The following is a 25,682-nucleotide window of genomic DNA, read 5'->3' as shown; positions in this document are numbered from 1 at the left end:
TCAACCTCCGATCAGCACGGTCGGACAACCCGGCGGGAGGATCGGCGCACCACAGCCGGTCAGGTCCCCGACCCGGGCCGCTGGCTTGCCACCGATCAGGACCGTCGCCGATCCCTTGGCGATGGGCGAGGGTGGATGCGGGCCCGCGGGGGGCGGGAACGAACAGGTATGGACGTCACCGACCGTCGCCGCGGGCAGGCTCCCGATCAGGACCGTGGCGACGCCCGGTCCCGTGATGACACCGGGGTGGGGCGTCAGGTCTCCTACGCGGGCAGCGGGCATCGGCATCAGTTGATCCTCACGACCGCACCCTTGAGGGTCAGCGGGCCATCCGCCTCGACGCTGACCACCGGTCCCTTGATCTTCACGCCGGCCTTGCCCGTGACCTCGACCTGCAGGCCGTCGACCTTGACGTTCTGCTGGGCCTTCATCGTGACGTTCCCCAGGGCCTCGATCTTCAGGTCCCGCTTCGCGGTGATCTCCGTCGGCCCCTCCGAGATGATCTTGATGCCCTTCTTGGTCTGTTCGAGCAGCACCTTCTGGGCGCCGTCGTTGGTGCTGACCTCGAGGCTCTCGGCGCCGGCCTTCTCGACGAACACGATCTGCATGCCCGTGCGGGAGACCCAGGCGCGCGTGTTGATCGCACCGTTGCTCGCATCGACGTGGTCGGCCCAGGGCTGCTTGGGCTGGTCCTTGCCGTTGAAGACCCCGCCCAGGACGTAGGGGTGCCCGAGGTCCCCGTGGGCGAAGGAGATCAACACCTCGTCATCGACCTCCGGCAGCACGACCAGGCCGCGCTTGGCTCCAGCCCCGGCGTGGACCGTGCGGCACCACCCCGACTCGTACTCGTCGGAGAGCCAGGGAATCTTCACCTTCACCCGACCCTGCTTGTCCGGGTCCTGGGCGCTCGTCACGATGGCGGGTACGACGCCCACGATGCGCGGGTCGTTGGTCGGAGAGTCCTGCAGGCTGCCGTAGAGCGAGCGCTCCGAGGTGTTGCTCGCCGTGAAGTGCGTCCGGTACCCGGTCGCAGGACGGAAGTCATGGCGCGTCGAGGTCAACACGTACCGGCCGACGAACGGGTTTCCGACTCCGGCCAGCTTCACGGCCGACCCCGCGCGCAACGCGGGGTTGCCCTTGGCGATCCCCTCGACCTCGGCGAATCCGCCGGCGACGTGGTCGGCGAGCGAGGCCGCGGACGACGTGGCGACGTCCTGCTGGGTGATGCGGGCATCGCCCACGACGTACGGCGGGCTGGGAAAGGTCGAGGCGATGGAGGCCGGACTGATGCCGCCCTCCGGCTGTGCGCTCGGTGTCGCGCAGGGCTTGTTGGCAGTGACGGCCAGCTTGCGGGCCGGATCCCACCCGCGGACGTTGACCTCCTTGACCTGGCCCGAGGCCGTGATCGTGGCGCGCAGGTCGACCAGGTTGACGCCTTGCTGCAACACCAGCGGCTCGGAACGAGCGTCGGTCCCGGACGGCGCCTCCGCGGCCTCCGGGCGCTTGATGAAGTGCAACTTGCCGGCGCTGACCGTGAGCATCCTGTCGTGATCGGTGGCGAGCCGGGCCAGGAAGTCCCAGTCGGACTCCCCTGCCTGGGTGGTGTGCGCGAGCGCCACGGTCGTCGGGTCGACCTGCACCTGCACACCGGCGGCCTGCCCCACGTTGCGCACGATGTCCGAGGCAGTCATGTTGAGGAACGCCTTCACGCGGGTACCGCGGTAGAGCCGGTGGGCGATGTCCAGGCCGCGCACCACCGTGTGGAGACCGGCCTCGCCGATCTCCACCTCGAGCGCGGTGACCTCGCCGAGGTGCAGCGGTTCGGGCCCGCCCGGAGCCGTGTTCTGCAGGTTCAGCTCGACCTTCGCGCCGATCTTGAAGCCGCCCTTCTCCAGCACGATGGCGTCCGGGTCGCGGAAGCGGAGCACGAAGAGGTCGGGGACCCGGGTGCTCTCGTCGACGAGCCCGGCCACCATCAGGCTCGCGACGTCTGCCGGCAACGGCGCTCCGTTGACCTTCACCAGCAGGGTGTTGCTGAACTCTTCACCGTGAGGCATGCCCCAGTGCCTTCCTGCGAGGCCGGGACTCGCTCTCGATCTCCTCCAGGGCAGGGAGCAGGAGCTCGGTGCCCGGACGCAGTCGGGTGGGGTCGTCGATCCGGTTGAGGACGGCGATCGGGCGCCACAGCGAGGGCTTCCCGTACTCGGCATAGGCGATGGCGGGCAGCGAGTCGCCCTCGACCACCTGGTGCACGCGGTGCGGCACCAGGCCGCCCGAGGTGGGGTTCTGCTTCGGAGGCCCACCGGACAGCTCCTCAAGGGTGACCGTGCAGGTGGCCCGGATCGGCACGCCACCGCTGGTGAACAGGGTGTACTTCGCCTGGACCTGGCTGACGTAGCCCAGGAACCCGGTCAGCGAGCCCCAGCGGAAGACGACCCAGGGCGGTGACGGCTTCTTCGACGTGAGGGTCTTCTCGAGCGGCACCGTCAGCATGAAGAGCTTCTCCACGGTCTGCACCACGGAGGTGTCGTGCTCGCCCTTGCAGTCCAGGAACAGCTCGAGCGTCAGCTTGGACGGCTGCGCTCCCTTGAACTCGGGCGGCGATGCGGACTTGTTGCCCTTGGCCTCCTCCCGCTTCCAGTTCGCGGTCTTCTGCAGCGACAGCTCCTTCGGGTTGAACTGGAACGTGATCGGCTCCAGCTTCGGGCCCGGGGCAGCGAGCGACCCGTCCTTCGACGGCTCATAGACCTGGAGATAGGCCTGCTCGAGCTTGGCTCCCCCACCGCCTCCGGCGCCGGCAGCCTGGAATCCGACCGGACTACTGCTCATCTCGCGTCTCCTCAGCTGCTCGGAAGGAAGCCGTGGTGGGCGATCTCGAGGGTCTCGGTCAGCACCTTGGGCTGGTCGGGCGTCATCTGCGGTCCGGTCCAGCGGACCGGGATCACCTCGTTGAGCGACCACTTCGCCACGACGGTGCCCTTCGCTGTCTGCGCTTCGATCGTGGCGGTGTACCGCTTGTAGCCCGTCAGCAGCTCCCCGATCCAGTTCGTGAGCAGCTCGGTCTGCTTGCCGAGCGGGCGGGACAGCTTCACGTTCGAGTACTTCAACCGGGACGGGAACTGCCAGACGAAGCCGTTGTTGCCACCCTCTTCGCGGCTCTCCAGGACGACCTCGACCCCCAGGCCCTCGCAGCTGGTGAAGTCGCCGAGGTCACGGCCGTCGATCTTCACCTTGTAGCTGACGCTGACGGCGGTGTCGACGTCCTGCAACTGGCTCATCGTGTCTGGCTCCCTTCGTCCTCGCGTCCGCACCCAAGGACCGCTCACGACCACGGTCCGTCTCGTCACTCAGCAGGCACTCACCACCGGTCGGTCCGCACCCCCCGTCGTTCCCTGTCGACGACGAGCTCGCCGCGCAGCATCCGCAACAACGACGGGAACAACTGGCGGGCCATCGCCTCGGCCTGCTCCGGCGACTGCGCGCCACCGGCGGCCGGGGCGGCGCCGGGCGCAGCCGCAGGGGCTGGCGAAGCGGCCGCGCCTGCGTCGGCGGCGGGCGGCGCCTCGGGTTCAGGTGCAGGCGCTTCGGCCGTCTCCCGCTGGATCGTCGCCGGCTCGGCTTCGGCGACCTCGGCGGCGCTGGCTCGTTGCGGCATGACCAGGGCCGGGGCCGCCGGTGGGCCGGGTGCCCGCAACGCCGGTGCACTCACCACGGGCGATGCCGACCGCTGCAGGAAGGCCACCGGACCGGCGGTGCCCGGCCCGGAGCCGTTGTCGCTGCTGACGCGGGTCGGTGATGACGCCGGGCGAGCACTCCCGGGATCGGACGTGTACGGGATGGCTGCGTGCTCCAGTGCCACGGGCGTGGAACCCGCATCGAGCAAGGCTTCCTGACCAGTCGACGGTGCGACGGGCACGGACGTCGGCGACCCGCCGGTCGTCGTACTCCGCTGGAGGACGGGGTCCGGCATCGCCTCGGTCATCGAGGTCACGGCAGCCGGCGGTACCGACGACGCGGCGACAGGAGTCGCAACCGTCCGGGAGGGCGGGTTCACGACGCCCGCAGCACCAGCCGTCGACGACGAGCTGGACGGGGCACCCGGGGAGGGAGTCGAGGCGGACGTCGGTGACGGTGCCGTCGAAAAGGTCGGCGAAGAGGTCGGGGAGGCGAAGGAGGACGGCACCCGCTGGACGCGGACGACCCGCGCCGACGGGGCGGCCGGCGCGCCCGCGGGACGCACCGCCAGACGTTGCAGGGGCAGCCCGGGACCGGGCAGCACGCTCGAGCGCTGGATGGAGGTGCTGAGGCCGCCGACGTGCAGGGGCGCGACGTCCCCCCGCATCGAGGGCGAGATCGGGGGTTCGGGAACCACCGCCTCCCCCACGGGTACGACGTCCGATCGGCCCGCGCTCGCAACGACGGCCGGTGCGACCGGATGGTCGTGATCCGGGTCGGCGCAGTCGTCGGGGTGGACCGCCTCGACGGCCTCCCCGGGCCCTTCCTCGGCCGACTCCCCGGTCGACTCCGCGGACGGCGCGGACCCCAACGTCGGTGCGGCCGTGGGCGACGCATCGAGCGTGCTCGCCCGTTGCAGGGGCATTCCCGGAGCAGGCGACGGCATCGGGGGTGCAGCGCTCACACCCGGCAACGAGACCTCGGTGAAACCGTTGTCGGCGGCGCGCTGCGCCTGCAGCGCAGGACCGGGCTGCTCGGCGGGCGGCGAGCCCAGGGCCGTCGGGGGCACCTGGGACAACGGCGGGCCGAACCCCAGCCGCGGGCGCTCCCCCGCGACGGCCTGGCCGACGACCGGAGTGGCCGACCCTGTCGAGGACATCCGCTGGATCGGCAACGACGCCGTCGTCGCCATCGCCGAAGGCAGACCCGTGGACCCCAGCGGTGCGGCCGCCGGCGGTGTCGGCGCCAGGGTCGAGGTGACCGGCAGTGTCGGTGCCGACGCGGGAGCGTCGGGCGTCGCCCGCCCGGACGTGTCGGTGTCGTGCGGGTGCCCGTGGACGGCGGTCGCCGGCGCGGCTTCGGCAACGGCAGACCGCTGCACGAACGGCAGCCCCGCGGGGCTCGCCCGCACGAGGGACCGTGGCGGCTCGGGAATCGTTGCGGGGGCACTGCTCTCCGCGGTCCGGGCAACGGTCACCCGGGCCTCGGGTCCGCCCCCGCCCTCACCACTGTCCGCGCCCTCACCGCCAGTTTCTCCGTCCCCGTCTCCGTCCCCGTCTCCGTCCGGCCCGTCTCCGGCCGAGTCGTCGGTGGACCACGTTGCCGGCGCATCGTTGCCGGCATCGATCTCGGCGACCTCCGCGTCCGTCGCGCGCTGGATCGATCGCTGGACCCGGGGCCGGGGCGGCGGGAGCAGCGTGAGCTCGGGCCCCGCAGCAGCACGCTGGACCGGCGTTCCGAGGCCGCGACCGTCGCCGTCGATCAGTCCGTGGGGCGCACCGTCGGCCACGGCGTGGGTCATCGACCCCGTGAACATCGGCGACGCCCAGGCGCCCGGTTCGAACCCGCGGCTGAGCGGCCTGATCGGCTCGGCCAGCTGTCGCTGGATGGGAGGCAGGAAGGCCCACCCCATCGGAGACGGAGCCGGCGCAGGCGCGGGCGCCGGGGTCGCAGGGGTCGCCGTCGGCACCGAAGGTGCCGACGTCACCGGAGCCTTGTCCCGGCTCCAGGGCCATGACCACGCCATCGCTCAGCGTTCCTCGTTGAGCCGGTTGTTGATGGCGGCGATCTCCTGGACATACCGCAGCCGCTGGGCGTGCTCCATGTCGAGGATCGCGTCCGGTGGCCAGTGGAAGTGGTAGGCGACGTACGAGACCTCCGCATAGATGCGGTCCGCCCCGTACGTCACGATTCCCCCAGGCGCCCGCCCGACAGGTCGATCACGAACCGGTGGGAGCACTCGGGGCAGGTGACCGCCGCACGGGTGTGGCCCTCGGCGTTGATCCGCCGGTAGAAGTCCTGCAGGAACGCCACATCACTGGCGAACATGTTCTCCACGACGTTGGCGTCGACGACGGGAAGGCCACCGAGTCGGGTGATCACCCGACCCAGGAGGACCACCGTGGTGAAGGCGGCGTTCTCCTGGACCCTCTCGTCGTACAGCGGCAGCAGCTCGTCTCGTGCCGTCGCGAGCCGCATCGTCCCCTGGCGATGGGTGACGCCGTTGCCATCGACGAAACCACGGGGCAGCTCGAAGTCGAACGTCGTGCGCAACGGTGCCTCCTGGGCCGCGGGGCGCACGGCCGCCGACACCTCCGGGGAGGCGTCGGCGAGCGCGGGACCCCGCTGCATCAGGTCACCGTCACTTCGTCGAAGCAGACCGTGAACTTCTCGGTTGCCTGCTCGGCGGCGCCGGCCTTGAGCTCGTTGACCTCGACGGTTCGTACCCAGCAGTTCGTGAAGCTGTAGGTCTTGATCGGAGCACCCATGTAGTCGAGGAGCACCACCGATGCGGTCTTCCGGGATCCGGCGACGTCGCCCTGGCTGACCGACTTGAGCCAGTCGGTCACCGTCTTGGAGTCGGTGAGACCACGGGTGACGGTGAACTCGCCGGGCTTGGGCCGACCGATCAGCTGACGTACGACGTACTTGCCGTCGCTGGTCTGCTGCTTGAGCTCGATCTTGTCGACCTCCTGCTTGAGCCCGCTGACCTGGTTGACCTTCGGGACCTGGATTCCGTCGATCGTGACCTTGAACGAATGCGCTGGCGCGGAGTCAAGGGCGTCTGCAAGTGCCATTTCTGGTTCCTACCTACTCTGCTACGAGGCTGGTGCCGCCGGAGAACTGCGACAGCTGGAAGATGACGAACTCGGCCGGCTTCACCGGAGCGATGCCGATCTGGCAGACGACCTGACCGGCGTCGATGCCCTCGGACGGGTTGGTCTCGTCGTCGCACTTGACGAAGAACGCCTCGTCGGGAGTGGTGCCGAACAAGGCACCCTTGCGCCATTCGTTGACCAGGAACGAGGAGATCGTCCGGCGGATCCGGGCCCACAGGTCCTGGTCGTTCGGCTCGAAGACCACCCACTGGGTGCCGATCAGGATCGACTCCTCCAGGTAGTTGAAGAGCCGGCGGACGTTCAGGTACCGCCACTCCGCCTCGCTGGAGAGGGTGCGCGCGCCCCAGACCCGCACACCGCGTCCGGGGAACGTGCGCACGCAGTTGATGCCGACCGGGTTGAGCAGGTCGTGCTCGGCCTTCGTGATCGCCGTCTCGAGCCGGAGGGCTCCGCGGACGACCTCGTTGGCCGGCGCCTTGTGCACGCCCCGGGTGTTGTCGCTGCGCGCCCAGATGCCGGCCATGTGGCCCGACGGTGGCACGAAGGTGTTGGCGCCGGCGGCAGGATCGAAGACCTCGACCCACGGCCAGTACATGGTCGCGAACTTCGAGTCGTAGCCCGCGTCGTGGACCCGCCACTGGTGCACCTGCTGGGCGTTGAGGCCCGGCGGGGTGTCGAGGATCGCGACCCGGTCACCCATCAGCTCGCAATGGGCGATCATGCCCAGCTGCACGGCCTTGAAGGTGTCCAGGTCGATGGCCCCCTGCTGGAGCGCAGCGGCCAGGTCGGGCGCCGACACCATGGTGACCTCGTCGATGGCCTCCAGGCCGCCGAACCCGGTCCGCTGGGCGACGTCGCCGACGTAGTCACCGGCACCGAGGTTCTCGGTCGTCGGCGGCACCGGCGCGGCCTTCGGCTCGGTCAGCTCGACGCTGCCCTGGGCGATCGGCGTCAGCGCGCTGCCCTGGGAGATCTCCTCGAATGAGATGACCTTCGAGGCCTGGTTGACCTTGGTGGCGACGTTGTTGTCCTGCCCCATCGTGGTCACGTTGTCGTAGGTCTCGGTGGGCTTCCCGTCCACCTTCACGACGAGCTTGAACTCACCTTCGGCTGCCTTCTCGCCGCTGGCCGGTTCGACCGAGAGCTCGATCGACTTCTCGGCCTGGACGCCCTTGGCGATGGAGGTGACGTTGTAGCCGCCGAGCGCGGCCTGCTTGGGGGCCGCAATGGCCTTGGGGGTTGCTGGACCGCCCTTGCGTCCGCTGTTGGGCGCGATCCGTACGACGAAGCAGTTGCCTCCGCCGTTGAGGAACCAGCCGTAGACGGAATGGGCGAGGTAGGAGTTCTCGACGAAATCTCCGAAGTTCTCCGAGAACTGCGACCAGTTGGACACAAGGGTCGGCTCGTTGACCGGTCCCTTGGCTGCCAGACCAACGAATGCGGCGACCGAGGTCCCCACACCCTCGATCGGCCGTGTCCCCGCCGGCATCTCCTCGACGTAGACCCCGGGCGAGAGGTAGTTCGGCATGGTGCCTCCTGAGTTATCGACTTCCCTCAGCGTGGCCCTGATTGACGACCACCGGCAGGTCTCCTAGGTCGCCCTGTCAGGAAGCGTCTCGTGCCCGATGAGGCAGGTCCCGGGAGTGGGCCCGGCTCAGGACGTCATTTCCTCTTCTTCGCCCTCTTCCTGGCGCTGGACGACGGAGCCGAGGCTGGAGTCGTGGGAGGTCTGGGCGGTCTCCTCCTCCTCGGCCTCGTCGGCCTGCCGCTGCACCACGGGGCCGAGGCTGGCGTCATGCGCGGTCTGCACGTCGTCGTCCTCCGCGTGGCGCTGGACGGGCCGGGCCATCACGGCTTCCGCGTTGGAGGACGCCTCCCGTTCGAACCTGTCCGACGGGTCGCTGACCGAGACGCCTCCGCCGACAGGTGTCCCGTCGACAGGGCCGTTGCGCTGCTGGACCACGTGGGTCAGCTCGTGGGCGAGCATCGTCTGGCCGGCCGTGGAACCCGGGTCGTAGGCGCCGCGCTGGAAGACGATGTTCGAGCCCACGGTGTAGGCGTGGGCACTGACGGACTTCGCGGACGCGTCGGCCTTGTCACCGGTGTGGACCCGGACGTCGCTGAAGTCCTCCCCCATCCGGGACTCCATGTCCTTGCGCACAGGAGCGTCGATCTCCTGGCCGCTGCCGGAGACGACGTCGTGCACGGACGACCCCTCGTCCTCCATCAATTGCGCCGTCGCGGCATTGCCTGCGGCGCGCTGCAGGCCGATCACGCCGGTCCGGCCCATGACGTCCTGCCGGCCGGCCATCGCGGCCTTCATGGTCAGGTGGTCGGGGCCCTCGACCTTGGCGCGTGCGGCCTCGGCGACCGTGAGATCGTCAGCGTGTTCGTGGTCGTGCAGGTGCATGGCTGCCTCCAGGTCGGACTGGTGCCCACGTTGCTCCGCCGACGCCCGCTCGCCAAGCACCGGACCACGATCTCCCGGGGCAGACGCTGTTGCCCGTTCGGGCAACAGGTCAGGCGTTGTCGCGGAGGACGTGCCAGTAGACGCCGAATTCAGACTCCAGGCAGAGCCGACCGAGCTTGCGGTACTCCCGGTGCACGGCCGTCACCAGGTGCTTCATGCCGATGACACCGGTGTCCGCAGCAGCGAGGTAGGCCGCGGTCACCGCGGACGAACGGATGGATCCGCCGGCGAGCTCGAACGACTTGGCCAGGAAGTCGATGTCGACGTCGGGCTCGCGGCGGATGGTGCGGCCCAGGCAGCTGTCCCACAACGACTTCCGGCCGCCCTCGTCGGGCACAGGGAACTCGACGACGACGTCCAGGCGCCGGGTGAACGCGTCGTCGATGTTCGCGCGCAGGTTGGTGGCCAGGATGATCAGGCCGTCGAAGGACTCCATCCGCTGCAGCAGGTACGCGCTCTCCACGTTGGCGTAGCGGTCGTGGGACGACTGGACCTCCGACCGCTTCCCGAAGACGGCATCGGCCTCGTCGAAGAGCAGCACGGCGTTGACGCCCGCCGCTGCCGTGAAGATGCGTTCCAGGTTCTTCTCGGTCTCGCCGATGTACTTGTCCACGACCGTGGCGAGGTCGACGACGTACAGCTCGAGCCCGAGGTCGTGCGCGATCACTTCGGCGGACATGGTCTTGCCGGTGCCGGAGTCGCCCGCGAACAGCGCGGCGACACCGATGCCGCGCCCTCCGCCGGGGCGCATCCGCCACTCGACGAGGACCCTCTCGCGGTGACGGGACCTCAACGCGACTTCCTGCAGGGCCGTCAGCACCGTCGGGGGTACGACGAGATCGGCCCACGACACGGCGGGTTCCACCCGCCGGGCCAGCCGGTCCAGCGCGGAGCCGTTCTCCGCCCGCGCGCCCAGCACGATGTGACGGGGTCCGACGGCGCCACCCGCGACCGACGCCTGCAGCTGGGCGGACTTCGCCGCACGAAGGACGTCCTCGGGCCGGAGACGGAACTGGTCGGTGGCCGCGAGCACCTCGGCACCGGCACCCGCCCCGGCGAGCGCGAAGCGCCAGAGCTCGCGACGCTCGGACGTCGTGCTGTCCGGAACGGCCAGCTGGAGCACCGAGTGGACCGACCATTCGGGGTCCCAGACCCGGGAACCGACCATGATCAACGGGCGGGGTTCGGACAGGAGGTGGGCGGCCAGGACCGGACGCTCCTCGAGGGCCGTCACCGGCCCGGCCACGATGCCCGCGCCGGACAGGCGGGCTTCCCGCGCCGCGATCCGGGCCAGGCGATCGGGATCGGGCTGGCGCAGCAGTCGGGTGAGGTCGAGATGGATGGCACGATGTCCGGTCAGCCGCAGTGCCTCGGCGGCCAGCACCCGGCCCGAGCCGGTCTCGGGCTCGCGCAGGTAGATGAGGGGCACGGCCTTCTCGATCGCCCGGGCGAGCGGAGAGGGGTCGCCCCAAGGGACATCGGGCACCTCGATCACGACGGGCGCCAGCGCCACGTCGACGGCATCGCCCCCGAGCAGGTGGGACACGACCCGGTCGGGCACGCCGACTGATCTCCCGCCGAAGGGCCGCCCCGGTTCGTCGAGCTCGACCAGGCCTCCGGTCACGAGCGGACCGTGCAGCAGGTGGGCGTACCCCTCCGGGGTGCCGAGCGGCACGCCGGCGAGCTCGAGCGCCACGGCCACCGACGGCCGTCGTCGGCTGACGTCGTCGTTCAGGTAGCCGAAGAGGCCCTCGAAACGCGGATCCACGTCGGCGGCCATGCCGATCAGGAGCAGGTCGATGTCGATGGTGTCGAGGCCGAAGTTCGCCGCCAGGTCCCTGAGCCGCAGCGGCACTCCCGCGTCCTCGGCCTCGTCGGCAGCGGACTCGACCTCCGCCACGCTCGACAGCGCCGACCAGTCGGCGAGCAGCCGCGGGCCGGCCAGCAGCCGGTCGACGGCGGCATCGTCGAGGTAGAGGCCCCGGAACGGGTCGTCCGGGTTGGGGTCCACCGCGCGACGGGCCTCCACGAGCGCCCGGATGCGCTCTTCGATCACGGCGAGACGGCCCAGGACATGGGCCAGACTGCGGCGTGACATCAGGTCTTGCCCCGACCTCGAGCGCGGGCACTGCCCAGGTTGATGAGCCCGCCGGCACCGCCGGCACCACCGGCACCGCCGCCGCCACCCGCACCACCGCCACCGCCACCCGACGGCGTGTTGGCGACGAGGGAGCCCTTGCCCGCCTTCTTGAACGCTGCCGCGCGCCCCTCGAACGCCACGCCACCGACGACGTTGCCGTCCTCGTCGAGCTCGAGTCCGAGCCTGGCCGCGGCCTCCTTCGACGGACCCGGGGGTTCGTGGGCCTTGCGCCGGCTCTCGCCCCCGTGGACCACGTCGGTCGTGTCGATGGTGATGCCGCCCTCGACCGGCGGCCCGGCGGCGAAGGACCTGCCTGTCCACATCGGAGCGACCACCACGAGGTCGAGTGACGGCTTCAGCTCGCCGCCCAAGGCCGACCAGACGTCGGCGAACGCACGGTCCTCCGGCGGGGGCAGGCCGATGGTGACCTTCACCGGCTCGCGTGGTTCGGCGAGCGGACCGACCACCAGGTGCTTCGGCAGGGCGTCGTACTTCAGGAACGCGCGGAGCAGGGAGTCGAGCACGCGGTGCTCGTCCTCGGGGCGCTGGGTCCAGGCCGTGAGCAGATAGCTGAGCTTGTAGAAGCGGGGCGCCGGCACGCGACCGACCACCTGCCCGGTCTCCGGGTCGAGCGTGTCCAGGAAGCCCGCGGCGCGGTGCTTCATGTCCTCGCGGATGTCGTAGAGGTACATGTTCACCGTCGGCGCGTTCCGCCGGGCCGCCCAGTCCTTGGTCGGCGCGTCGAACACGACGTCGATGTCCCCGTCGACCGCATCGGCGCGGACGATCTCGCGCAGCGCATCGTCGACCTGAGAGATCACGGCCTACCCCCGTCCGACCAGGTCCGGTGGGGACAGGGAGCGCAGCACGATCAGGATGTCGCCGGTGACCGGGGTGAACTCCTCGGTCGTGCTCGTCGCCGTGATCGTCCGATCTCCCAGTTGCTCACGCCGCAGGATCAGCACAGGCCGCCTGATGGTGCCGTCGGCGAGGACCGTGATCGGGGCAGCGTGGATCGGGAGACCCTCGCCGACGCCCCAGCTCAGGACGACCTGCGTGCTGGGGGGCATGTTCTCGCCGTACGCGAGGACGACCTGGCCGGGCCGGGCCACGGCCGGCACCAGCCGGATCGCGGGCTGCAGCACCGGGAGCTCGAGCGTGTCCTTGTTGTTCGGGAGCACCGGGTCGATCGTCGTGGCGTTGACCTTGGCCGTCAGGGTGAAGTCACCCTCGGTCGCCGTGGTGAGGACGACCCGGTACAGCGCATCCGTGCCGGGCGCGATGTTCCCGAGGCTGCAGAGCAGGCCGGCCGGCAGGCAGGCCGGCGTCGGCTGGAGCGGAGGCGTCAAGGGATCCGGACCGGGCACCGGGGACGAGGCGACCACCCCGGCCGGCCAGCTGACGATCAGCTTCGCCCCTTGCGCGATCTGGGGGCCGAGGTTGCGGACCCGGACCAGCACGATGCGCTTCCCGCCGACGTACCCGGTGGGCTTGTCGATACCGAGGAAGACGGCCAGGTCGGCTCGTGGCGGCGCCACGAGCATCACCTGGTACGTCGCGGTGGCGGTGTTGTTGGCGGGCACGGGATCCACCGACGTGCTGGTCACCGTCGCCGTGACCGTGCCGGCAGCGACGGGCACGGGATGGCTGAACGTGACGACATAGGTGACGACCCCGTCCACCGGCAAGGACCCGATCGTGCACCCCGTGCCGTCGGCCGCGCAGACCACCGGAGGACCGCTGGCGGTGGTCGCGGAGATGATCGTCGCGCCGGGCGAGAGTGCCGTGGCGAGGACGACGCCCAGAGCGGTGTGGGGTCCCAGGTTGGTCACCGTGAACGTGGCCGTCAGCGGTGCGCCGACGCTGGCCGGCGACCCGGCCACCGCGGCCGTCACCGCGACGTCGCCCCGAGGTGTCGGCTGGTACGTCGGCTCGGTCTCGGGACCGCGCTCGTCGGTGATCACGGCCAGGCCGGTGGCGTCCGGCAGGATCCGGTAGATCCCCCGCTGGTCGGGTTGCCCCATCGGCTGTGCGCTGAAGGCGATCTCGCTGCTGTCCGGGGCCCAGGCCGGATCGTCGGCCCACGCCAGCGTCGCCTGCGACTCGGTGGTGTTGCCGTTCCAGGGAGGACGAGTGAGACCCTCGGTCTCGACGGTGAACTCGTTGAGGCTGTTGTCCTGGATCGTGCCCAGGACGAGGGCACCCGAGTTGACGAAGACGATGGCTGAACCGTCCGGAGCCCAGGCGGGGTGGCGTCCGGTGAGGTCGTCGCAGAACTCCGGGCAGGTCCTCGCGCGGACCCCGACGCTCTCGGTCTGCACCGGCACGACCCAGATTCCGTCGTCGTTGGTGGGGAGCGTCTCGCCGCGCGCCGGCAACAGGTCACCCCCAGCTGCCCAACCGGGTCCGGGGCGGTGCAGGAACGGGCCGGGATCCGGGTTGCAGCACGGCTGGATCATCCGCCGGAGGACCAGCTGGGTGCCATCGGGCGACCAGTCGGGGTCCGTGTCTGCCCACGAGTGGTGGTCCAGCTCCGGATCCACCGCGTCGAAGTCGAGGCGCGGCGTGACGACGAAGATGCTCTCCGCGACCAGGTCGACGACGTACACCCTCGGGCTGGCCGTCGACGCGGTGGAGGCGGGCAGCGACTCGCGGACGAAAGCGATGCGGGTGCCGTCCGGCGACCAGACCGGGTCCCGGTCGCGATCTGTCGGTTGATGGGCCGTCATGGCGGCGAGCGAGACGGGATCGGTCCCGTCCGCATTCGCCACCCAGATCTCCCGCTCCAGCGGAATGATCGAGTCGCTCACACCCACCTGCCGGCTGAAGGCGATCCGACCTCCGTCGGGCGAGTAGTCCGGGCCGGCCTCGTCCACCCGGATCTCGTCGTCGATGATCTCGTCGATCAGCGGAGGCGTGCTGCGGTCGGTCCCGTCGACACGGACGTCGGAGATGTCGGCATCGAGCACCCGGCTGTCCGTGGGGTCGATGGAGGTGTGCAGGGCGCGGGCGGTGTACGCGATCTCGCCGGCGGTGTCGCTCGTGGATCCACCGACGAAGCCGTCGAGCCAGGTCGGGTGGGTCTCGGCGACCCCAGGGGTGGTGAAGACGGGGCTGTCGCGGAAGAAGTGGGGTTCCGGCTCCAGGCTGTCGGGTGGGTCATAACGCGCGGTGGCGATGTCGCCGTAGGGATCCTCCTCGCGGCGGGTGTAGGCGATGTAGGGGTTGATCTCCCCGAAGTTCTGGACCCAGGCCGCTTCGCTCGACACGGGAGGGATCTCCTCGTCCGTCCAGGGGTTCCAGTTGTGCTCGGGGTTGAACACATCGAGCAGCCGGATCGAGCCCTCGGGCCGGTCCTGGTCCGAGGTGAAGGCCACGGTGAGTGCGCCCGTGAGGTCCGGAGCGACGGCCGGTTGAGTCTCTGCGTGCCCGGGAGTGAAGGTGATCACCTCGGGCGGGTCGAACGCCGCCGGGTCACCGTCCCACTGGGGGGAGCTGGCCGTGAACTGGAAGCTGATCACCGCCAGGTCGGGCAACTCCCCTTCCTCCGCGGTGCTGTAGACGATCCCGTACGTGCCGCCGCCATCGAAGTTCTCCACGACGAACGGACTCGGCCAGAGGTCGTCGCCAGGGGAATCCGGGGTCAGGTTCGAGATGGTCCAGTTGCAGTCGCCGTCATCTGACCGGATGGCCGCATAAATGTCCCAGTCACCGTCGGCGTCCGAGGCGAAGAAGACCTCCCGGTCCCCGTCCGTGCCCGGCACGGGATGGGTCTCCACGTCGTCGTTGTCGCAGGTGATCCGCGTGAGGCCGCCGTCGGAATCCTCGTGGTACACCTCGCCCTCGGGGGTGTCCACCGTGCTCACCCAAGCCAGAGCGGACTCGCCGGGCGTCCTCGACAGCTCACCCTCGTGGACGGGGCGGTCGACGTACCCCAGCTCCGGCGCGTCCACCAGTCCGAGCGACTCCACCGTGCCGGTGTCGCCCGACAGGCCACCGTGGAAGGTACTCATCGTCACGCCACGCGAATAAACCTGGTCGCGCTCGTCGGTGAACGCGACGCGCGACTCCGGCGGGAGCGCCGCGGCGACGGCCCGGGCCGCGGGCGAGGGAAGTGCGCCGGTGACGAGCGCGGGCAGCACGACTACTGGTGACACCGCACATGCGAGTGCCACCGCCGTGAGGCGCTTGCTCTTCACCAGTCGTCTCCTCATCGCGATGGATCGATCGTCGTACTCCCGAAGGACGCGTGGGTGCGCGCCGGGGCAGCAGGAGGGGCGACCCCTCCGGCTGTTCGGGCAATCTCAGATGAGGCCCTGGCGCAGCGCATAGGCCACCGCGTGCGACCGGTTGCGCAGCTGGAGCCGCGACGTGATGTCGTGCAGCACGTTCTTGACGGTGCGTTCGGAGTAGGCCAGCTGGCAGGCGATCTCGCCCGTGTCGCAGCCGTCCGCCACCAGGCGCAGCACCTCGATCTCGCGCGCGGCCAGGCCGTTGAAGGCGATGCCCTTCGGCCCGAGTACGCCGCGCTGGAGGGCACCGACCTGGTCGAGGAGCCGGCCGAGCAGGTCCGGCGGGACGGTGCCTTCGTTGCGGGCGGCCGCGAGGATCGCATTCACCAGGCGGTCGGCGCTGGCGTCGGGTCGGCGCAGGACACCGACCACTCCGGCCTCGACGACGTTGACGAGGTCGGTGTCGTCGAGACCACCGACGACGAGCACCGTGCTCGGGCCGGTGCTGTCGCGGCGCAGCTTGCGCAACAGGTGCAACGACTCCTCGTCGACCCGGTCCGCGACGACCACGGCGACCGCGGCCTGTCCGGCTTCCTCCTCGGTGACGATCCGCACCTCGGGACGCGGACGCAGATGGCTGACGACGCCCGCCTTGAGAATGGGGTCGATGGCGTGGACGTGGACTCTGACGTGACGATCCATCATGCGGATGCACTCCTGTCGGGCTCGAACGCGACCGCTGGGAGGGGCGGTCCTGAGGAGCACACCAGAGGGCACTCTCTGTGCACTCAACAGTGGCTCAACGGGCACATCCGATTGCCCGTAAGTCCTCCCCTGCGACGGGTGGCCGGACCAACCCAAGGTCCTAGCGTTGCCAGCGTGACGACTACTGCAAGCCTTGAATCCCCGACGGTCCAGCTGGACCCCGGGTCGGAGGCAGTGATCCCGCTCCAGATCAAGAACAACGGCACGGTCGTGGAGGGCTACGACATCACCGTTGTCGGTGGACCTGCGAGCTGGGCGACTGTCGAGCCCGCACAGGTGTCGCTCTACCCCGGTACGGCGACGACGGCCACCGTGACGTTCCGGCCGCCCCGCTCCGCGAGCACGCCCGTGGGCTCCCAGCGCTTCGGTGTCGTCATCACGCCGCGGGACAACCCGAACAACGCCGTCGTGCCCGAAGGGGTCCTGGAGATCCTCCCGTTCCTCGACACGACGGCCGAGCTGGTCCCGCGGACCTCCCAGGGGCGGCGGGGCAAGCACCAGGTGGCCATCGACAACCGGGGCAACGTGCCGGTGAACGTCCTGGTCCACGCCGCGTCGGAAGGCAACCGGGCCCTGCTCGGCGTCAACCCGGTCGGGCTGATCATCCCCCCGGGCGAGGCCCGCTTCACCAAGGTCCGCGTCAAGGGGCGTCGCGCCATCTGGCGGGGCCAACCCGTCACCCACAACTTCGTCGTCGACGTCACCCCGGAGAACAGCACCCCGGTGGAGCTCGAGGGCACCTACGTCCAGACGCCCGTCATCCCCAAGTGGCTGATCTGGGCGCTGCTCGGCCTGCTCCTGCTGGCCGGCCTGCTGGCCGCGCTGTGGTTCACGCTCCTGAAGCCGACCATCGAGTCGCAGGCCAAGGAAGCAGCCGAGGAAGCCGCGGCCGACGCCGAGAAGGCGGCCGGGGAAGCCAAGAAGAACGCCGAGGCGGCGAACGGTGCCGCGACCAACGCACAGAAGTCCGCCGACAAGGCCGACCAGGTCGCCGGCCAGAAGCCCGCCCCCAAGGTGATCGTCACCGAGGTCTCGCGGCGGCTCTTCGCCGACCCGCTGGACAACGCGACCGAGGCCGCGACCTACCCAATCACCGACGAGGGTGTCTACCGCCTGACCGACGTGGTGCTGAGCAACCCGCAGGGCGACTTCGGCCGCGCGGTGCTGTCCGTCGACGGCGAGGTGCAGATGGACGTGGCGCTGGAGAACTTCCGCGACCTCGACTTCCACTTCGTCTCGCCGATCGTGGCATCCGACCAGATCCGCCTGGTCGTGACCTGCCGGACGCCGGGAACGCCTCCCGACGCCCCGCCGGCCACCCGGTGCGACACGTCGGCACTGCTCGGCGGTGAGCTGTCGGTCCCGGCCAGCTGATCCGCAGACGGGAAGGGCGTCAGGGCTGGGTGGCCCGGGCGCCCTTCAACAGGTCGGCGGTCGACTCGACCACGCCCAGCGAGGCGAGCACCGAGGCATAGGAACGCCGGGCGCGCTCGGCCGCCGCGACATCCTGCGCGGCGTCGTACGCCTTGACCAGGAGGCGCCAGGAGGCGTCCCGGCAGGGCTCGATCTCGATGCTGCGCTGGGCGGCGACGGCGGCCTCGGCCGCACGGCCCTCGGCGAGCCGGAGCTCACCGAGGAGCGCGGCAGCCTGGGCCGCACGCACCCGGTATCGGTCACGCACGCCCACGGCCCACTCCGACGGCCCGTCCTCGGGAAGGACGTCACCCGTGTAGGTCTGCAGGGCGAGGTCCAGGGCGGCGGCGGCTCGCCCGACGTCACCGCGGGCACGCCACTCGTCGGCCTCCCGGGTGCGCAGGTCGAAGTCGCGGAGGTCGGACACCGACCCGTCCGGCAGGGCGAGGGAGTAGCGATCGCCGTCACGGACGACGAGGTGGCTCGCGCCGCGGGCGACGCCGGGCTCGAGTGCGGCGCGCAGGCTCGAGACGCAGACATGGAGGTTGTGGGTGCCGGCGTTGCTGTCGAGCTGCGGCCACATCGCGTCGACCAGCATCTCGCGGTGGACCGAGGTCCCGGCGTGCAGGGCAAGGACGCGGAGCAGGGCGCGGGCCCGCGGCCGCACGCCGTCGAACCCGGGCGCCACGCCCCGCACCAGGATCTCGAAGCCGCCGAAGCAGCGGACCTCGATGGGAGCCGCCCGATCGGCCACGACGACCTCGGGTCGCCGCTCGGCGCTCTTCTCCATCCACTCCCACGGCCGGCAGTCGAAGCCGATCCGGTCGGCCTCCGCGGTCGCGTCGGCCAGCAGGTTCGGATCACGACGCAGCGTGCCGAGCACGCCCCAGGCCAGGGCCAGCGCCCCGGGCACCTGGGCCGTGTGGGCGAACCCGACGGCGAGCTCGGCCTCGCGAGCAGCATCGGGCGAACCCGTCCAGGCACCGGCGAGGGCCAGGCCACCGCGCGCCCATGCCTCGAGCGCGGGCGCGCCGAGCAGTCGGCAGCGGCGGACGAGGTCGTCGAACTCGGAGACCGACGGCTGGCCGGCGCGGGCGCTGAGCACGGCGTGCAGGGCGGCCAGGACGAGCGCACCCCAGCGGTCCCCCATCGCGTCGGCCTCGTCGCGGCGACGCGGGAGGCTGACCGGGTCCGCGATCCCGCCGGCGAGCCTGCTGACCCACGGCACGCCGCCCCGCTCGGCTTCGTCGACGAGGCGTTCGACGCCGGCCGGCCCGGACAACAGGGCGGTCAGTGCGGACAGCGCCAACGCCACGGGATGCTCCGAAGGCGGTACGTCGGCCAGGCGGCGCGCCGACACGAGGTCACCCGCGACGGCGCAGTCCACCGCCTGGAGCAACCGGTGCTCCAGGTCCTGGTGTCCGTGGCTTCTCCCTGAGTAGCGCAGGGGGTCGGGGCGGTGGACAGCGGAGCGGAGCCGTTCGAACCAGGGGCGCCCCGGCGTGAGGTCGCCCTCGATCCACATCCGCAGGGCCCTGCGCATCCATTCGTCTGCTGCGACCAGGGCCGGGGACGTGTGCAGCACCCGCGGACCGAGCTCGTCCTGCGCCGCCTCCAGGCGGCCCGACCTCAGCTCGCGCACCGCGCGTGCGATCGGTCGCCACGCACCCTTGACGCACGCGGCATCGAGCCAGTCCAGGTCCGGGTCGGACAGCACCGCCAGGGCGTTGGCGTCGAGTACGGCGGCCGCCGCATCCCACGCGCCCGCCGCGACATAGGTGCGAACGGCTGACGCGGGCTGGCCGTCCGCCTCCATCCGGGCCGCGCAGGCCAGCACCCGAGCACGGAAGTCGTCGGCACCGATCTCGTCAGCGAGCTCGTCCAGGAGCTGGTGGCGCACCACCCGGGCCAGGGCGTACCCGCCGGGCACACCCCGCACGAGCCCCTGGCGCACCAGGCGCTGGAGCCAGGCGCCACAGTCCACGCCGACGAGGTCCCGACAGCGGTCGGCGGTGAGCAGCTCCAGTGGGGCGGTCTGGCGCAGCAGCCGCACGTCCGCGGCGTCGAGGCCGGACAGGATCTCGCGGGCGACGTACCCCATCGCGAAGGTGGCGCCGCCGGACAGGTCCTGCAACGCGTGGCGGCGTGCGTGGTCGCCCGAGCCGCGGGTGGCCTGGTTGAACATGTGCAGCGCCGCAGCGAGGCCGTCGGTCTGACGGGTCAGCAACCAGCCGTCGTCGTTGGTCAACGGCTCCCCGTGCACGGAGCGGAACAGCTCGTCGGTCTCGGGTTGCCGAAAGCGCAGCGCATCGATGCCGACGACGACACTGGGGAACTCCGAGCGCGCGAGGTTGAGGGACAGCTCGGCGCGGGACACCACCACGACCCGCGCGGTCGTCGCCTGGAGGATGTCCTCGATCAGGTGGGCGACCTCGGGATGGTCGACGTGGTGGAAGTCGTCGATCACCAGGACCGGGGTGCCGTCGTACTCGGCCAGCCGATCGATGAGGGACTCGCGGCAGGTCGCTCGTGGGTGGCTGGGTGCCAGGAGGTGGACAGCGTCGGCGAGGCCGCGGATGGACTGCGCGATCCGGTCGGTGTCGCGTGAGGTGGCCCGCCACCAGGCGATGTCCGCGGGCGAGGTACGCGCCCAGTGCGCCAGCGCAGTCGTCTTGCCGACCCCGGCCGGCGCAACCACGGCACCGATCCTGGCCTGCAGGAAGCCGTCGAAATGTCGGTTCAGGCGGGCCCTCACGAGTCCGGGCGCGTCCGGCACACCGGTGAGCTCGGGCCGCTCGGGGCGGATCGGCGTCCTGCCGGGGAGGCTGATCCGGTCGGCACTGGTCATCACGACCGGTCCGGCTGTCGCAGGCGTCGCAGGTGCGGTGGGCGTCGGCTCAGCCTGCAGTCCCGGCCCCATCACCCGCCTCCTTCGTCGTCCCGTCGACAGCGGGACCCGCGTCACGCCAGCACCGGCATGTCCTCGCTGTCCCGCGAGAAGTATTCAGGCGAGGGCTCCAGGTCCGATACAGGGAAAACCCTCGATTCCCTGCATAGCGGAAAAATGTCCATCTGTCAGACACAACGACAAATCGGGCAGCATTTCGTCCACAGGCGGCTGGCCCCAAAGGCCCGCGAACCGGGGTCCCGGGGCACGGTGATCCCCATGTCCCGCCGTTCCCCGCAGCCCTCTGCCCGCCTCCTGGTACTCGTCGCGACCACCCTCGTTGCCCTCCTGGGCAGCCCCGGCGCCGTCAGGGCTGCGGACGATCCGGTCGGGTCGTGGCCGCTGGAACCCCGCCCCCAGGTGATCGGGCGCTTCGACCCACCGGACGATCCATGGGGCTCCGGGCACCGGGGCGTGGACCTCGGCGGCCGGGTCGCCCAACCGGTCCGCAGCGCACTCCCCGGGCGGGTGGCGTTCGCGGGGCGGATTGCCGGGCGCGGAGTGGTGGTGGTCAGCCACGGCGACACCAGGACGACGTACGAACCCGTGACGGCGGTGGTCGCGCCCGGGGACGCAGTGGCTGCCGGCGACGTCGTCGGCCACCTCGAGCTGGTCGGGTCACACTGCTTCCCGCGGGCCTGCCTGCACTGGGGCTGGCTCCGGGGCGAGACCTACCTTGATCCGCTGCGCCTGGTCGGCGGCGGTCCGGTCCGCCTGCTCCCGCTGTGGCAGGACCGCGGACTCACGCCCGTGGGTGGGCTTGCTGATAGGCCCTTCGGAGTCGGTCGGTGGTGACATGGGTGTAGCGCTGCGTGGTCGCCAGCGATGCGTGGCCGAGCACCTCCTGGACCGACCGGAGATCGGCACCGCCCTCCAGCAGGTGGGTGGCGGCGGTGTGGCGGAGGCCGTGCGGCCCCAGGTCCGGCGCCCCCGGTACGTCGGCCAGGCGCCGGTGGACCAGGGTGCGTACCGCGCGCTGGTCGATCCGGGCTCCGCGGGCGCCGAGGAACAGGGCCGGACCCGACCCGGGTCGGGCGAGGTCGGCACGGGCGGACTTGACCCAGCGGTCGATCGCCGCAGCCGCGGGATGCCCGAACGGAACCGTCCGCTCCTTGCGTCCCTTGCCGAAGACCCGGACCACGTTGCGGTCCCGGTCCACGTCATCGACGTCGAGCCCGCACAGCTCCCCCACCCGCATGCCGGTGGCGTAGAGCAGCTCGAGCATCGCGACGTCCCGCACGCCGATGGGGCTGCCGTCGTCAGCGAGCGCGGCAGCCGCGGCGATCAGTTCGTTCGCCTCATCGACCCGTAACACCGAGGGCAGGGTGCGGTGCGGCTTGGGTGAGCCGAGTGCCGACCCCGCGTCCGTCGGGGCACGCTCCGTCCGGGCCAGCCAGGCCGTGAAGACCCGTGCTGCCGTGGCGCGGCGCGCGAGCGTCGTGCGGGACAGTCCCATCGTCTGCTGCTTGGCGAGCCAGCTCCGCAAGGTCCGCAAGTCGAGCTCGGCGATGTCGTCCAGGCCCAGCCGCGCCGCGTGGTCGAGCAGCCCGACCATGTCGCCGAGGTACGCCGACACGGTGTGCGCAGCGAGGTCGCGCTCGGACACGAGATGCCGCTCGTAGTCACCCAGCACCCGCGCGAAGCCCTCGGGCAACGCATCGCGGCTGTCGGCGGTCGCGGTCACTGATCGATCGTAGGTCGCCGTACGCCGCCTCCGGCCGCGCCACGCGCGTCAGCACCGGGCACGCTCTGCGAGCCGCCAGCCGACGGGGAGCTGTTCCACGTAGCCCTCGTCGGCCAGGCCGCGCAGGACCTCGCCGACGCCCGGGACACCGAGCCCCGCCACCAGTGCGATCGACTCGGTCGAGGCGGGTACGACGACCGGCACGGCGTCGAGGACCTGCTGGGCCTTGATCGCCAGCCGGTCCCGCTCCCGCTCCGGACCGCGGGGCTCCACGACGAGGTCGTCCCCTGCCGCGCCGAGCAGCTCGAGCACCTCCTCCCCACCGGACACCAGCGTGGCGGCACCGCTGCGGATCAGCTGGTGCACGCCCTCGGACGCCACGCTCGTCAGCGGGCCCGGCGTTCCCATCACCACCCGGTTCAGCCGCTCGGCCCAGTTCGTCGTGTTGAGGGCGCCGCTGCGGACGGCCGCCTCGACCACCACCGTGCCCCGCGCCAACGCCGCGATCAGCCTGTTCCGGGCCAGGAACCGGATCCGGAACGGCGAGGCACCCGGCGGGGACTCCGAGACCACGGCGTGGTGCTGCGCGAGGTGGGCGAGCATCTCGCGGTGGGCCGCGGGATAGGCGCGGTCGGGGCCGCAGGCCAGGACGGCGACGGTGGGCGCCCCCGCGCTGAGGGCGCCGCGGTGGGCGGCGTAGTCGATGCCGAACGCCGCGCCGGACACCACGGGCCGACCGGCACCTCCGACGACGGCAGCGATGTCACCGGCCACCTGGTCGCCGTAGGTCGTGGACGCGCGCGCTCCGACCACGGCCACCGACCGCTCGAGCTGGTCCAGGCGGAGCGGACCCTTCACCCACAGACCGACCGGCACCTCGCCCCGCTCGTGCAGGGGCGCGAGGTGGGCGAGGTCGTCCAGCTGGACGGGCCACTCCTCGTCGCCGGGAATCACGAAGCGGACGCCGAGCCGCTCGGCGCGCTCCAGCTCCCGCTCGGGGCGTACGTCGGCGAGGCGTGCGGCCACCGCGGAGAGCACCGAGCCGAGGTCGGGATGTTCGTGCAACGCCTTCAGGAACTCCACTCCCCCGAGCTCGCGGGTCAGGCCGAGGCAGCGGAGGTCTCCGGGCTCGGCGACGAGGCTGATCGTGGCGCGGGCAAGGCGCTCGTCGTCGGTCGTCATCCGGCCTGCTCCGACACGTCGAGGTCATACCCGCCGCGGATCGCCCGCAGGTCCACCGCTTCGCCCCGGCGCAGGCGCAGCGCGGTCTCGACCTCGGCGAGGCCGGGCACGACGTCGCGCCCGGTGCGCACCGACGCGAGGTCGGCGACGGTCCACGCCACCCGCAGCACGCGCACGGCCCCACGGGCGCTGAGTCGCCCGCGATACGTCTCCTGGTCCAGCTTCTGCTGGGCCTTCTCGGCCACCGGCCAGGTGTCCTTCAGCCGCGGACTCGGGATCTGGCTGTTCAGCCGCCAGCTGGAGTCGGCGAAGCGCCGCTGCTGGCGCTGTCGGGCGGCGCTGACCCGGGCCCGGACGTCCGCAGAGGTCTCGACCGGCCGAAACGGGTCGTGGCTCGCGGCGGTGGCCGGCTGCACGTGCCGGAGGATGTCGATCCGGTCGGCGATCGGTCCGGTCAGCCGGGTCTCATAAGTGCGCCGGACGGGCGGTGCACACGTGCAGCGATTGGCCCGTGCGTTGGCCGCCCAGTTGCCACACGGGCACGGATTGCTGGCCAGCACGAGCATCCCTCCGGCCGGCAGGGTGACGGACTCGTCACGCCGGGCGATCGTGATGTCGCCGCTCTCCAGCGGCTGGCGCAGTGCGTCGATCACGTCGGACCTGAACAGCGGGAACTCGTCGAGGAACAGCACGCCGCAATGGGCCCGGCTGATCTCGCCCGGGTGCACCCGGCCGAGGCCGCCCCCGATGACGCTCGCCTTGCTCGCGTCGTGGTGGGGCGCTGCGAACGGCGGACGCACCACCATGCCCTGACCGGGTTCGAGGACGCCGGCGAGCGAGTGGAGCGCCGTCAGCTCCAGCGACTCCTCCGGGGTGAGGTCCGGAAGGATCGTCGGGATCCGCTCGGCGATGCTGGTCTTCCCGCATCCCTTGGCACCGGACAGCAGCAGCGCGTGCCCACCGGCAGCCGCCACCTCCGCGGCGTACTTCTCGTCCGCCATCCCGCGCAGGTCGGCGAGGTCGAGCTCGTCGAGGCGTTCGTCGCCACACCAGGTGAGCAGGCGCGAGCCCGAGGCTTCAGCGACAGGCGGCGCGTCCGGCACTTCATGACCGCGCACGGAGGCCACCACCTGGGCCAGCGAACGCACGCCGATCACGTCGACATCGGGGACCATCGTGGCCTCCTCGAACTGCGGCTCGGGAACGTAGACGCGTCGTACGCCCCGCGCCGCCACGGCGAGGGTCATCGGGAGCACCCCGATGGCCGGGCGCAGGCCGCCGGCCAGGGTCAGCTCGCCGATGAACGCGGTGCCGGCGATGTCGCGGTGCTCGATCTGGCCGTCGGCCGCGAGCACCGTGAGCGCCATGGCGAGGTCGAACTGGGTGCCCGACTTCGGCAGGTCCGCCGGCGACAGCAGGATCGTGGTGCGCTTGGACGCCGGCCAGTCCAGGTCGCTGTTGATGATGGCCATCCGCACCCGGTCCAGTCCCTCGCGGAGCGCCGCGCCGGCCCGCCCGACGACCATGACGTTGGCCTGGCCCGGCGAGACGTCGGCCTGCACGTCGATCAGGTGACCGAGGGCACCGTTGAGCGCGACGCAGTGCGCCGTCGCGAACGGCATCAGCACAGCCCCGTGACGTGGTCGACCTGCGCCGGGCCGCGGCGGGGCCGCATCACGGCGACGAGGTCGACCCGGATCCCCGCCGGGCGGATGCCGCGCTCCTCGGCCCAGCGTTCACCAAGTCGCTTGAGACGGGCCAGCTTGGCGTCCGTGATCGCCTCGTGCGGCGTGCCGGCGACCAGGCTGGTCCGGGTCTTCACCTCGCACACCACCAGGGTCGTGCCGTCGCGGAGCACGATGTCGACCTCGCCCTCCGAGCAGCGCCAGTTGCGCTCGAGGACCGCCATCCCGAGATCACCCAGGTGCCGCGCGGCCACCTCCTCGCCGTACGCGCCGAGCGCCTGCTTCGCCTGTGCCGTGGTTGTCATGCGGGCCAGCGTCGACGAGCACCCCGACTCCGCGGCAGTACGACGAGACAACCCTGTGGACGACC

21 protein-coding genes are annotated in these 25,682 nt (G+C 71.2%); 2 read left to right on the top strand and 19 right to left on the bottom strand.

The genetic code is table 11. The annotated features are described in order from the left end of the window. The 14 genes from ACOACQ_RS10710 to ACOACQ_RS10645 form a co-directional block, all read right to left on the bottom strand. Positions 1-288 carry a PAAR domain-containing protein gene (locus ACOACQ_RS10710; protein WP_378596250.1) on the bottom strand — a complete coding sequence of 96 codons (288 nt, stop codon included), beginning with the start codon at positions 286-288 and terminating at the stop codon, positions 1-3. Next, positions 288-2,057, bottom strand: a complete 1,770-nt coding sequence (locus tag ACOACQ_RS10705; protein WP_378596251.1) for a VgrG-related protein — start codon at positions 2,055-2,057, stop codon at positions 288-290. Before ACOACQ_RS10705 ends, ACOACQ_RS10710 begins: the two co-directional genes overlap by 1 nt. Next, positions 2,044-2,829, bottom strand: coding sequence for a peptidase M23 (locus tag ACOACQ_RS10700; RefSeq protein WP_378596252.1), 786 nt, complete (start codon positions 2,827-2,829; stop codon positions 2,044-2,046). Before ACOACQ_RS10700 ends, ACOACQ_RS10705 begins: the two co-directional genes overlap by 14 nt. Before the next feature lie 11 nt (positions 2,830-2,840). Then, the gene (locus ACOACQ_RS10695; protein ID WP_420288262.1) at positions 2,841-3,278 is read right to left on the bottom strand and encodes a phage tail protein; all 438 of its coding nucleotides are present in this window, start codon (positions 3,276-3,278) and stop codon (positions 2,841-2,843) included. An 80-nt stretch (positions 3,279-3,358) separates the two neighbouring features. Then, positions 3,359-5,662 carry a hypothetical protein gene (locus ACOACQ_RS10690; RefSeq protein WP_420288261.1) on the bottom strand — a complete coding sequence of 768 codons (2,304 nt, stop codon included), beginning with the start codon at positions 5,660-5,662 and terminating at the stop codon, positions 3,359-3,361. Between the two features lie 42 nt (positions 5,663-5,704). Beyond that, entirely contained in the window at positions 5,705-5,863 is a 159-nt protein-coding gene (locus tag ACOACQ_RS10685) for a DUF6760 family protein (RefSeq protein ID WP_182377104.1), read from the bottom strand. Further along, positions 5,860-6,306 (bottom strand): hypothetical protein, encoded by a 447-nt coding sequence (locus ACOACQ_RS10680; RefSeq protein ID WP_420288260.1) that lies wholly within the window; start codon positions 6,304-6,306, stop codon positions 5,860-5,862. The genes ACOACQ_RS10685 and ACOACQ_RS10680 overlap by 4 nt, the downstream gene beginning before the upstream one ends. Then, positions 6,306-6,752, bottom strand: coding sequence for a phage tail protein (locus ACOACQ_RS10675; protein WP_056714350.1), 447 nt, complete (start codon positions 6,750-6,752; stop codon positions 6,306-6,308). The genes ACOACQ_RS10680 and ACOACQ_RS10675 overlap by 1 nt, the downstream gene beginning before the upstream one ends. A gap of 13 nt (positions 6,753-6,765) precedes the next feature. Next, positions 6,766-8,322, bottom strand: a complete 1,557-nt coding sequence (locus tag ACOACQ_RS10670) for a phage tail sheath family protein (RefSeq protein WP_378606283.1) — start codon at positions 8,320-8,322, stop codon at positions 6,766-6,768. 126 nt (positions 8,323-8,448) lie between these two features. Continuing rightward, positions 8,449-9,204, bottom strand: a complete 756-nt coding sequence (locus tag ACOACQ_RS10665; protein ID WP_378606280.1) for a DUF4157 domain-containing protein — start codon at positions 9,202-9,204, stop codon at positions 8,449-8,451. 109 nt (positions 9,205-9,313) lie between these two features. Further along, on the bottom strand, positions 9,314-11,362 hold the full coding sequence (locus ACOACQ_RS10660; protein WP_378606277.1) for an ATP-binding protein: 2,049 nt from the start codon (positions 11,360-11,362) through the stop codon (positions 9,314-9,316). Continuing rightward, entirely contained in the window at positions 11,362-12,225 is an 864-nt protein-coding gene (locus ACOACQ_RS10655) for a DUF4255 domain-containing protein (protein WP_378606274.1), read from the bottom strand. Before ACOACQ_RS10655 ends, ACOACQ_RS10660 begins: the two co-directional genes overlap by 1 nt. Before the next feature lie 3 nt (positions 12,226-12,228). After that, positions 12,229-15,603 carry a hypothetical protein gene (locus tag ACOACQ_RS10650; protein ID WP_420288259.1) on the bottom strand — a complete coding sequence of 1,125 codons (3,375 nt, stop codon included), beginning with the start codon at positions 15,601-15,603 and terminating at the stop codon, positions 12,229-12,231. Between the two features lie 105 nt (positions 15,604-15,708). Next, complete coding sequence (locus ACOACQ_RS10645) at positions 15,709-16,341, bottom strand: LuxR C-terminal-related transcriptional regulator (RefSeq protein WP_420288258.1); 633 nt, start codon at positions 16,339-16,341, stop codon at positions 15,709-15,711. A gap of 174 nt (positions 16,342-16,515) precedes the next feature. Here ACOACQ_RS10645 and ACOACQ_RS10640 point away from each other — a divergent pair, with 174 nt between their 5' ends. Next, entirely contained in the window at positions 16,516-17,775 is a 1,260-nt protein-coding gene (locus ACOACQ_RS10640) for a hypothetical protein (protein ID WP_378606262.1), read from the top strand. Between the two features lie 19 nt (positions 17,776-17,794). On the opposite strand, the gene ACOACQ_RS10635 is transcribed toward ACOACQ_RS10640, so the two are convergent. After that, positions 17,795-20,734 (bottom strand): BTAD domain-containing putative transcriptional regulator, encoded by a 2,940-nt coding sequence (locus tag ACOACQ_RS10635; RefSeq protein ID WP_378606259.1) that lies wholly within the window; start codon positions 20,732-20,734, stop codon positions 17,795-17,797. Positions 20,735-20,980: 246 nt separating this feature from the next. On the opposite strand from ACOACQ_RS10635, the gene ACOACQ_RS10630 reads away from it, so the two are divergent. Next, a complete protein-coding gene (locus ACOACQ_RS10630) occupies positions 20,981-21,556 on the top strand; it encodes a M23 family metallopeptidase (RefSeq protein WP_420288257.1) in 576 nt (191 codons plus the stop codon). On the opposite strand, the gene ACOACQ_RS10625 is transcribed toward ACOACQ_RS10630, so the two are convergent. Genes ACOACQ_RS10625 through ACOACQ_RS10610 form a run of 4 tightly spaced genes read right to left on the bottom strand, consistent with a single transcriptional unit; the run spans position 21,504 to position 25,617 of the window. After that, positions 21,504-22,445 (bottom strand): tyrosine recombinase XerC, encoded by a 942-nt coding sequence (locus ACOACQ_RS10625; RefSeq protein ID WP_378606253.1) that lies wholly within the window; start codon positions 22,443-22,445, stop codon positions 21,504-21,506. The genes ACOACQ_RS10630 and ACOACQ_RS10625 overlap by 53 nt on opposite strands. Positions 22,446-22,493: 48 nt before the next feature. After that, positions 22,494-23,627 (bottom strand): DNA-processing protein DprA, encoded by a 1,134-nt coding sequence (gene dprA, locus ACOACQ_RS10620; protein WP_378606250.1) that lies wholly within the window; start codon positions 23,625-23,627, stop codon positions 22,494-22,496. Then, the gene (locus tag ACOACQ_RS10615; protein ID WP_420288256.1) at positions 23,624-25,249 is read right to left on the bottom strand and encodes a YifB family Mg chelatase-like AAA ATPase; all 1,626 of its coding nucleotides are present in this window, start codon (positions 25,247-25,249) and stop codon (positions 23,624-23,626) included. Before ACOACQ_RS10615 ends, dprA begins: the two co-directional genes overlap by 4 nt. Continuing rightward, a complete protein-coding gene (locus tag ACOACQ_RS10610) occupies positions 25,249-25,617 on the bottom strand; it encodes a YraN family protein (protein ID WP_378606245.1) in 369 nt (122 codons plus the stop codon). Before ACOACQ_RS10610 ends, ACOACQ_RS10615 begins: the two co-directional genes overlap by 1 nt. Positions 25,618-25,682: the final 65 nt, after the last annotated feature.

Origin of the sequence: Nocardioides sp. CPCC 206347 (assembly GCF_048654605.1) — a bacterium.
Lineage (GTDB): Bacteria > Actinomycetota > Actinomycetes > Propionibacteriales > Nocardioidaceae > Nocardioides.
This window is presented reverse-complemented; position numbering and strand designations above follow the sequence as displayed.

Excerpts from the sequence above, each read along its gene's own strand:
- ACOACQ_RS10705 (WP_378596251.1), bottom strand. The coding sequence starts at position 2,057 with ATGCCTCACGGTGAAGAGTTCAGCAACACCCTGCTGGTGAAGGTCAAC.
- ACOACQ_RS10700 (WP_378596252.1), bottom strand. The coding sequence starts at position 2,829 with ATGAGCAGTAGTCCGGTCGGATTCCAGGCTGCCGGCGCCGGAGGCGGT.
- ACOACQ_RS10660 (WP_378606277.1), bottom strand. The coding sequence starts at position 11,362 with ATGTCACGCCGCAGTCTGGCCCATGTCCTGGGCCGTCTCGCCGTGATC.
- ACOACQ_RS10630 (WP_420288257.1), top strand. The coding sequence starts at position 20,981 with ATGTCCCGCCGTTCCCCGCAGCCCTCTGCCCGCCTCCTGGTACTCGTC.
- ACOACQ_RS10670 (WP_378606283.1), bottom strand. The coding sequence starts at position 8,322 with ATGCCGAACTACCTCTCGCCCGGGGTCTACGTCGAGGAGATGCCGGCG.
- ACOACQ_RS10675 (WP_056714350.1), bottom strand. The coding sequence starts at position 6,752 with ATGGCACTTGCAGACGCCCTTGACTCCGCGCCAGCGCATTCGTTCAAG.
- ACOACQ_RS10615 (WP_420288256.1), bottom strand. The coding sequence starts at position 25,249 with ATGCCGTTCGCGACGGCGCACTGCGTCGCGCTCAACGGTGCCCTCGGT.
- ACOACQ_RS10635 (WP_378606259.1), bottom strand. The coding sequence starts at position 20,734 with ATGGGGCCGGGACTGCAGGCTGAGCCGACGCCCACCGCACCTGCGACG.
- ACOACQ_RS10645 (WP_420288258.1), bottom strand. The coding sequence starts at position 16,341 with ATGATGGATCGTCACGTCAGAGTCCACGTCCACGCCATCGACCCCATT.
- ACOACQ_RS10680 (WP_420288260.1), bottom strand. The coding sequence starts at position 6,306 with ATGCAGCGGGGTCCCGCGCTCGCCGACGCCTCCCCGGAGGTGTCGGCG.
- ACOACQ_RS10665 (WP_378606280.1), bottom strand. The coding sequence starts at position 9,204 with ATGCACCTGCACGACCACGAACACGCTGACGATCTCACGGTCGCCGAG.
- dprA (WP_378606250.1), bottom strand. The coding sequence starts at position 23,627 with ATGACGACCGACGACGAGCGCCTTGCCCGCGCCACGATCAGCCTCGTC.
- ACOACQ_RS10695 (WP_420288262.1), bottom strand. The coding sequence starts at position 3,278 with ATGAGCCAGTTGCAGGACGTCGACACCGCCGTCAGCGTCAGCTACAAG.
- ACOACQ_RS10710 (WP_378596250.1), bottom strand. The coding sequence starts at position 288 with ATGCCGATGCCCGCTGCCCGCGTAGGAGACCTGACGCCCCACCCCGGT.
- ACOACQ_RS10610 (WP_378606245.1), bottom strand. The coding sequence starts at position 25,617 with ATGACAACCACGGCACAGGCGAAGCAGGCGCTCGGCGCGTACGGCGAG.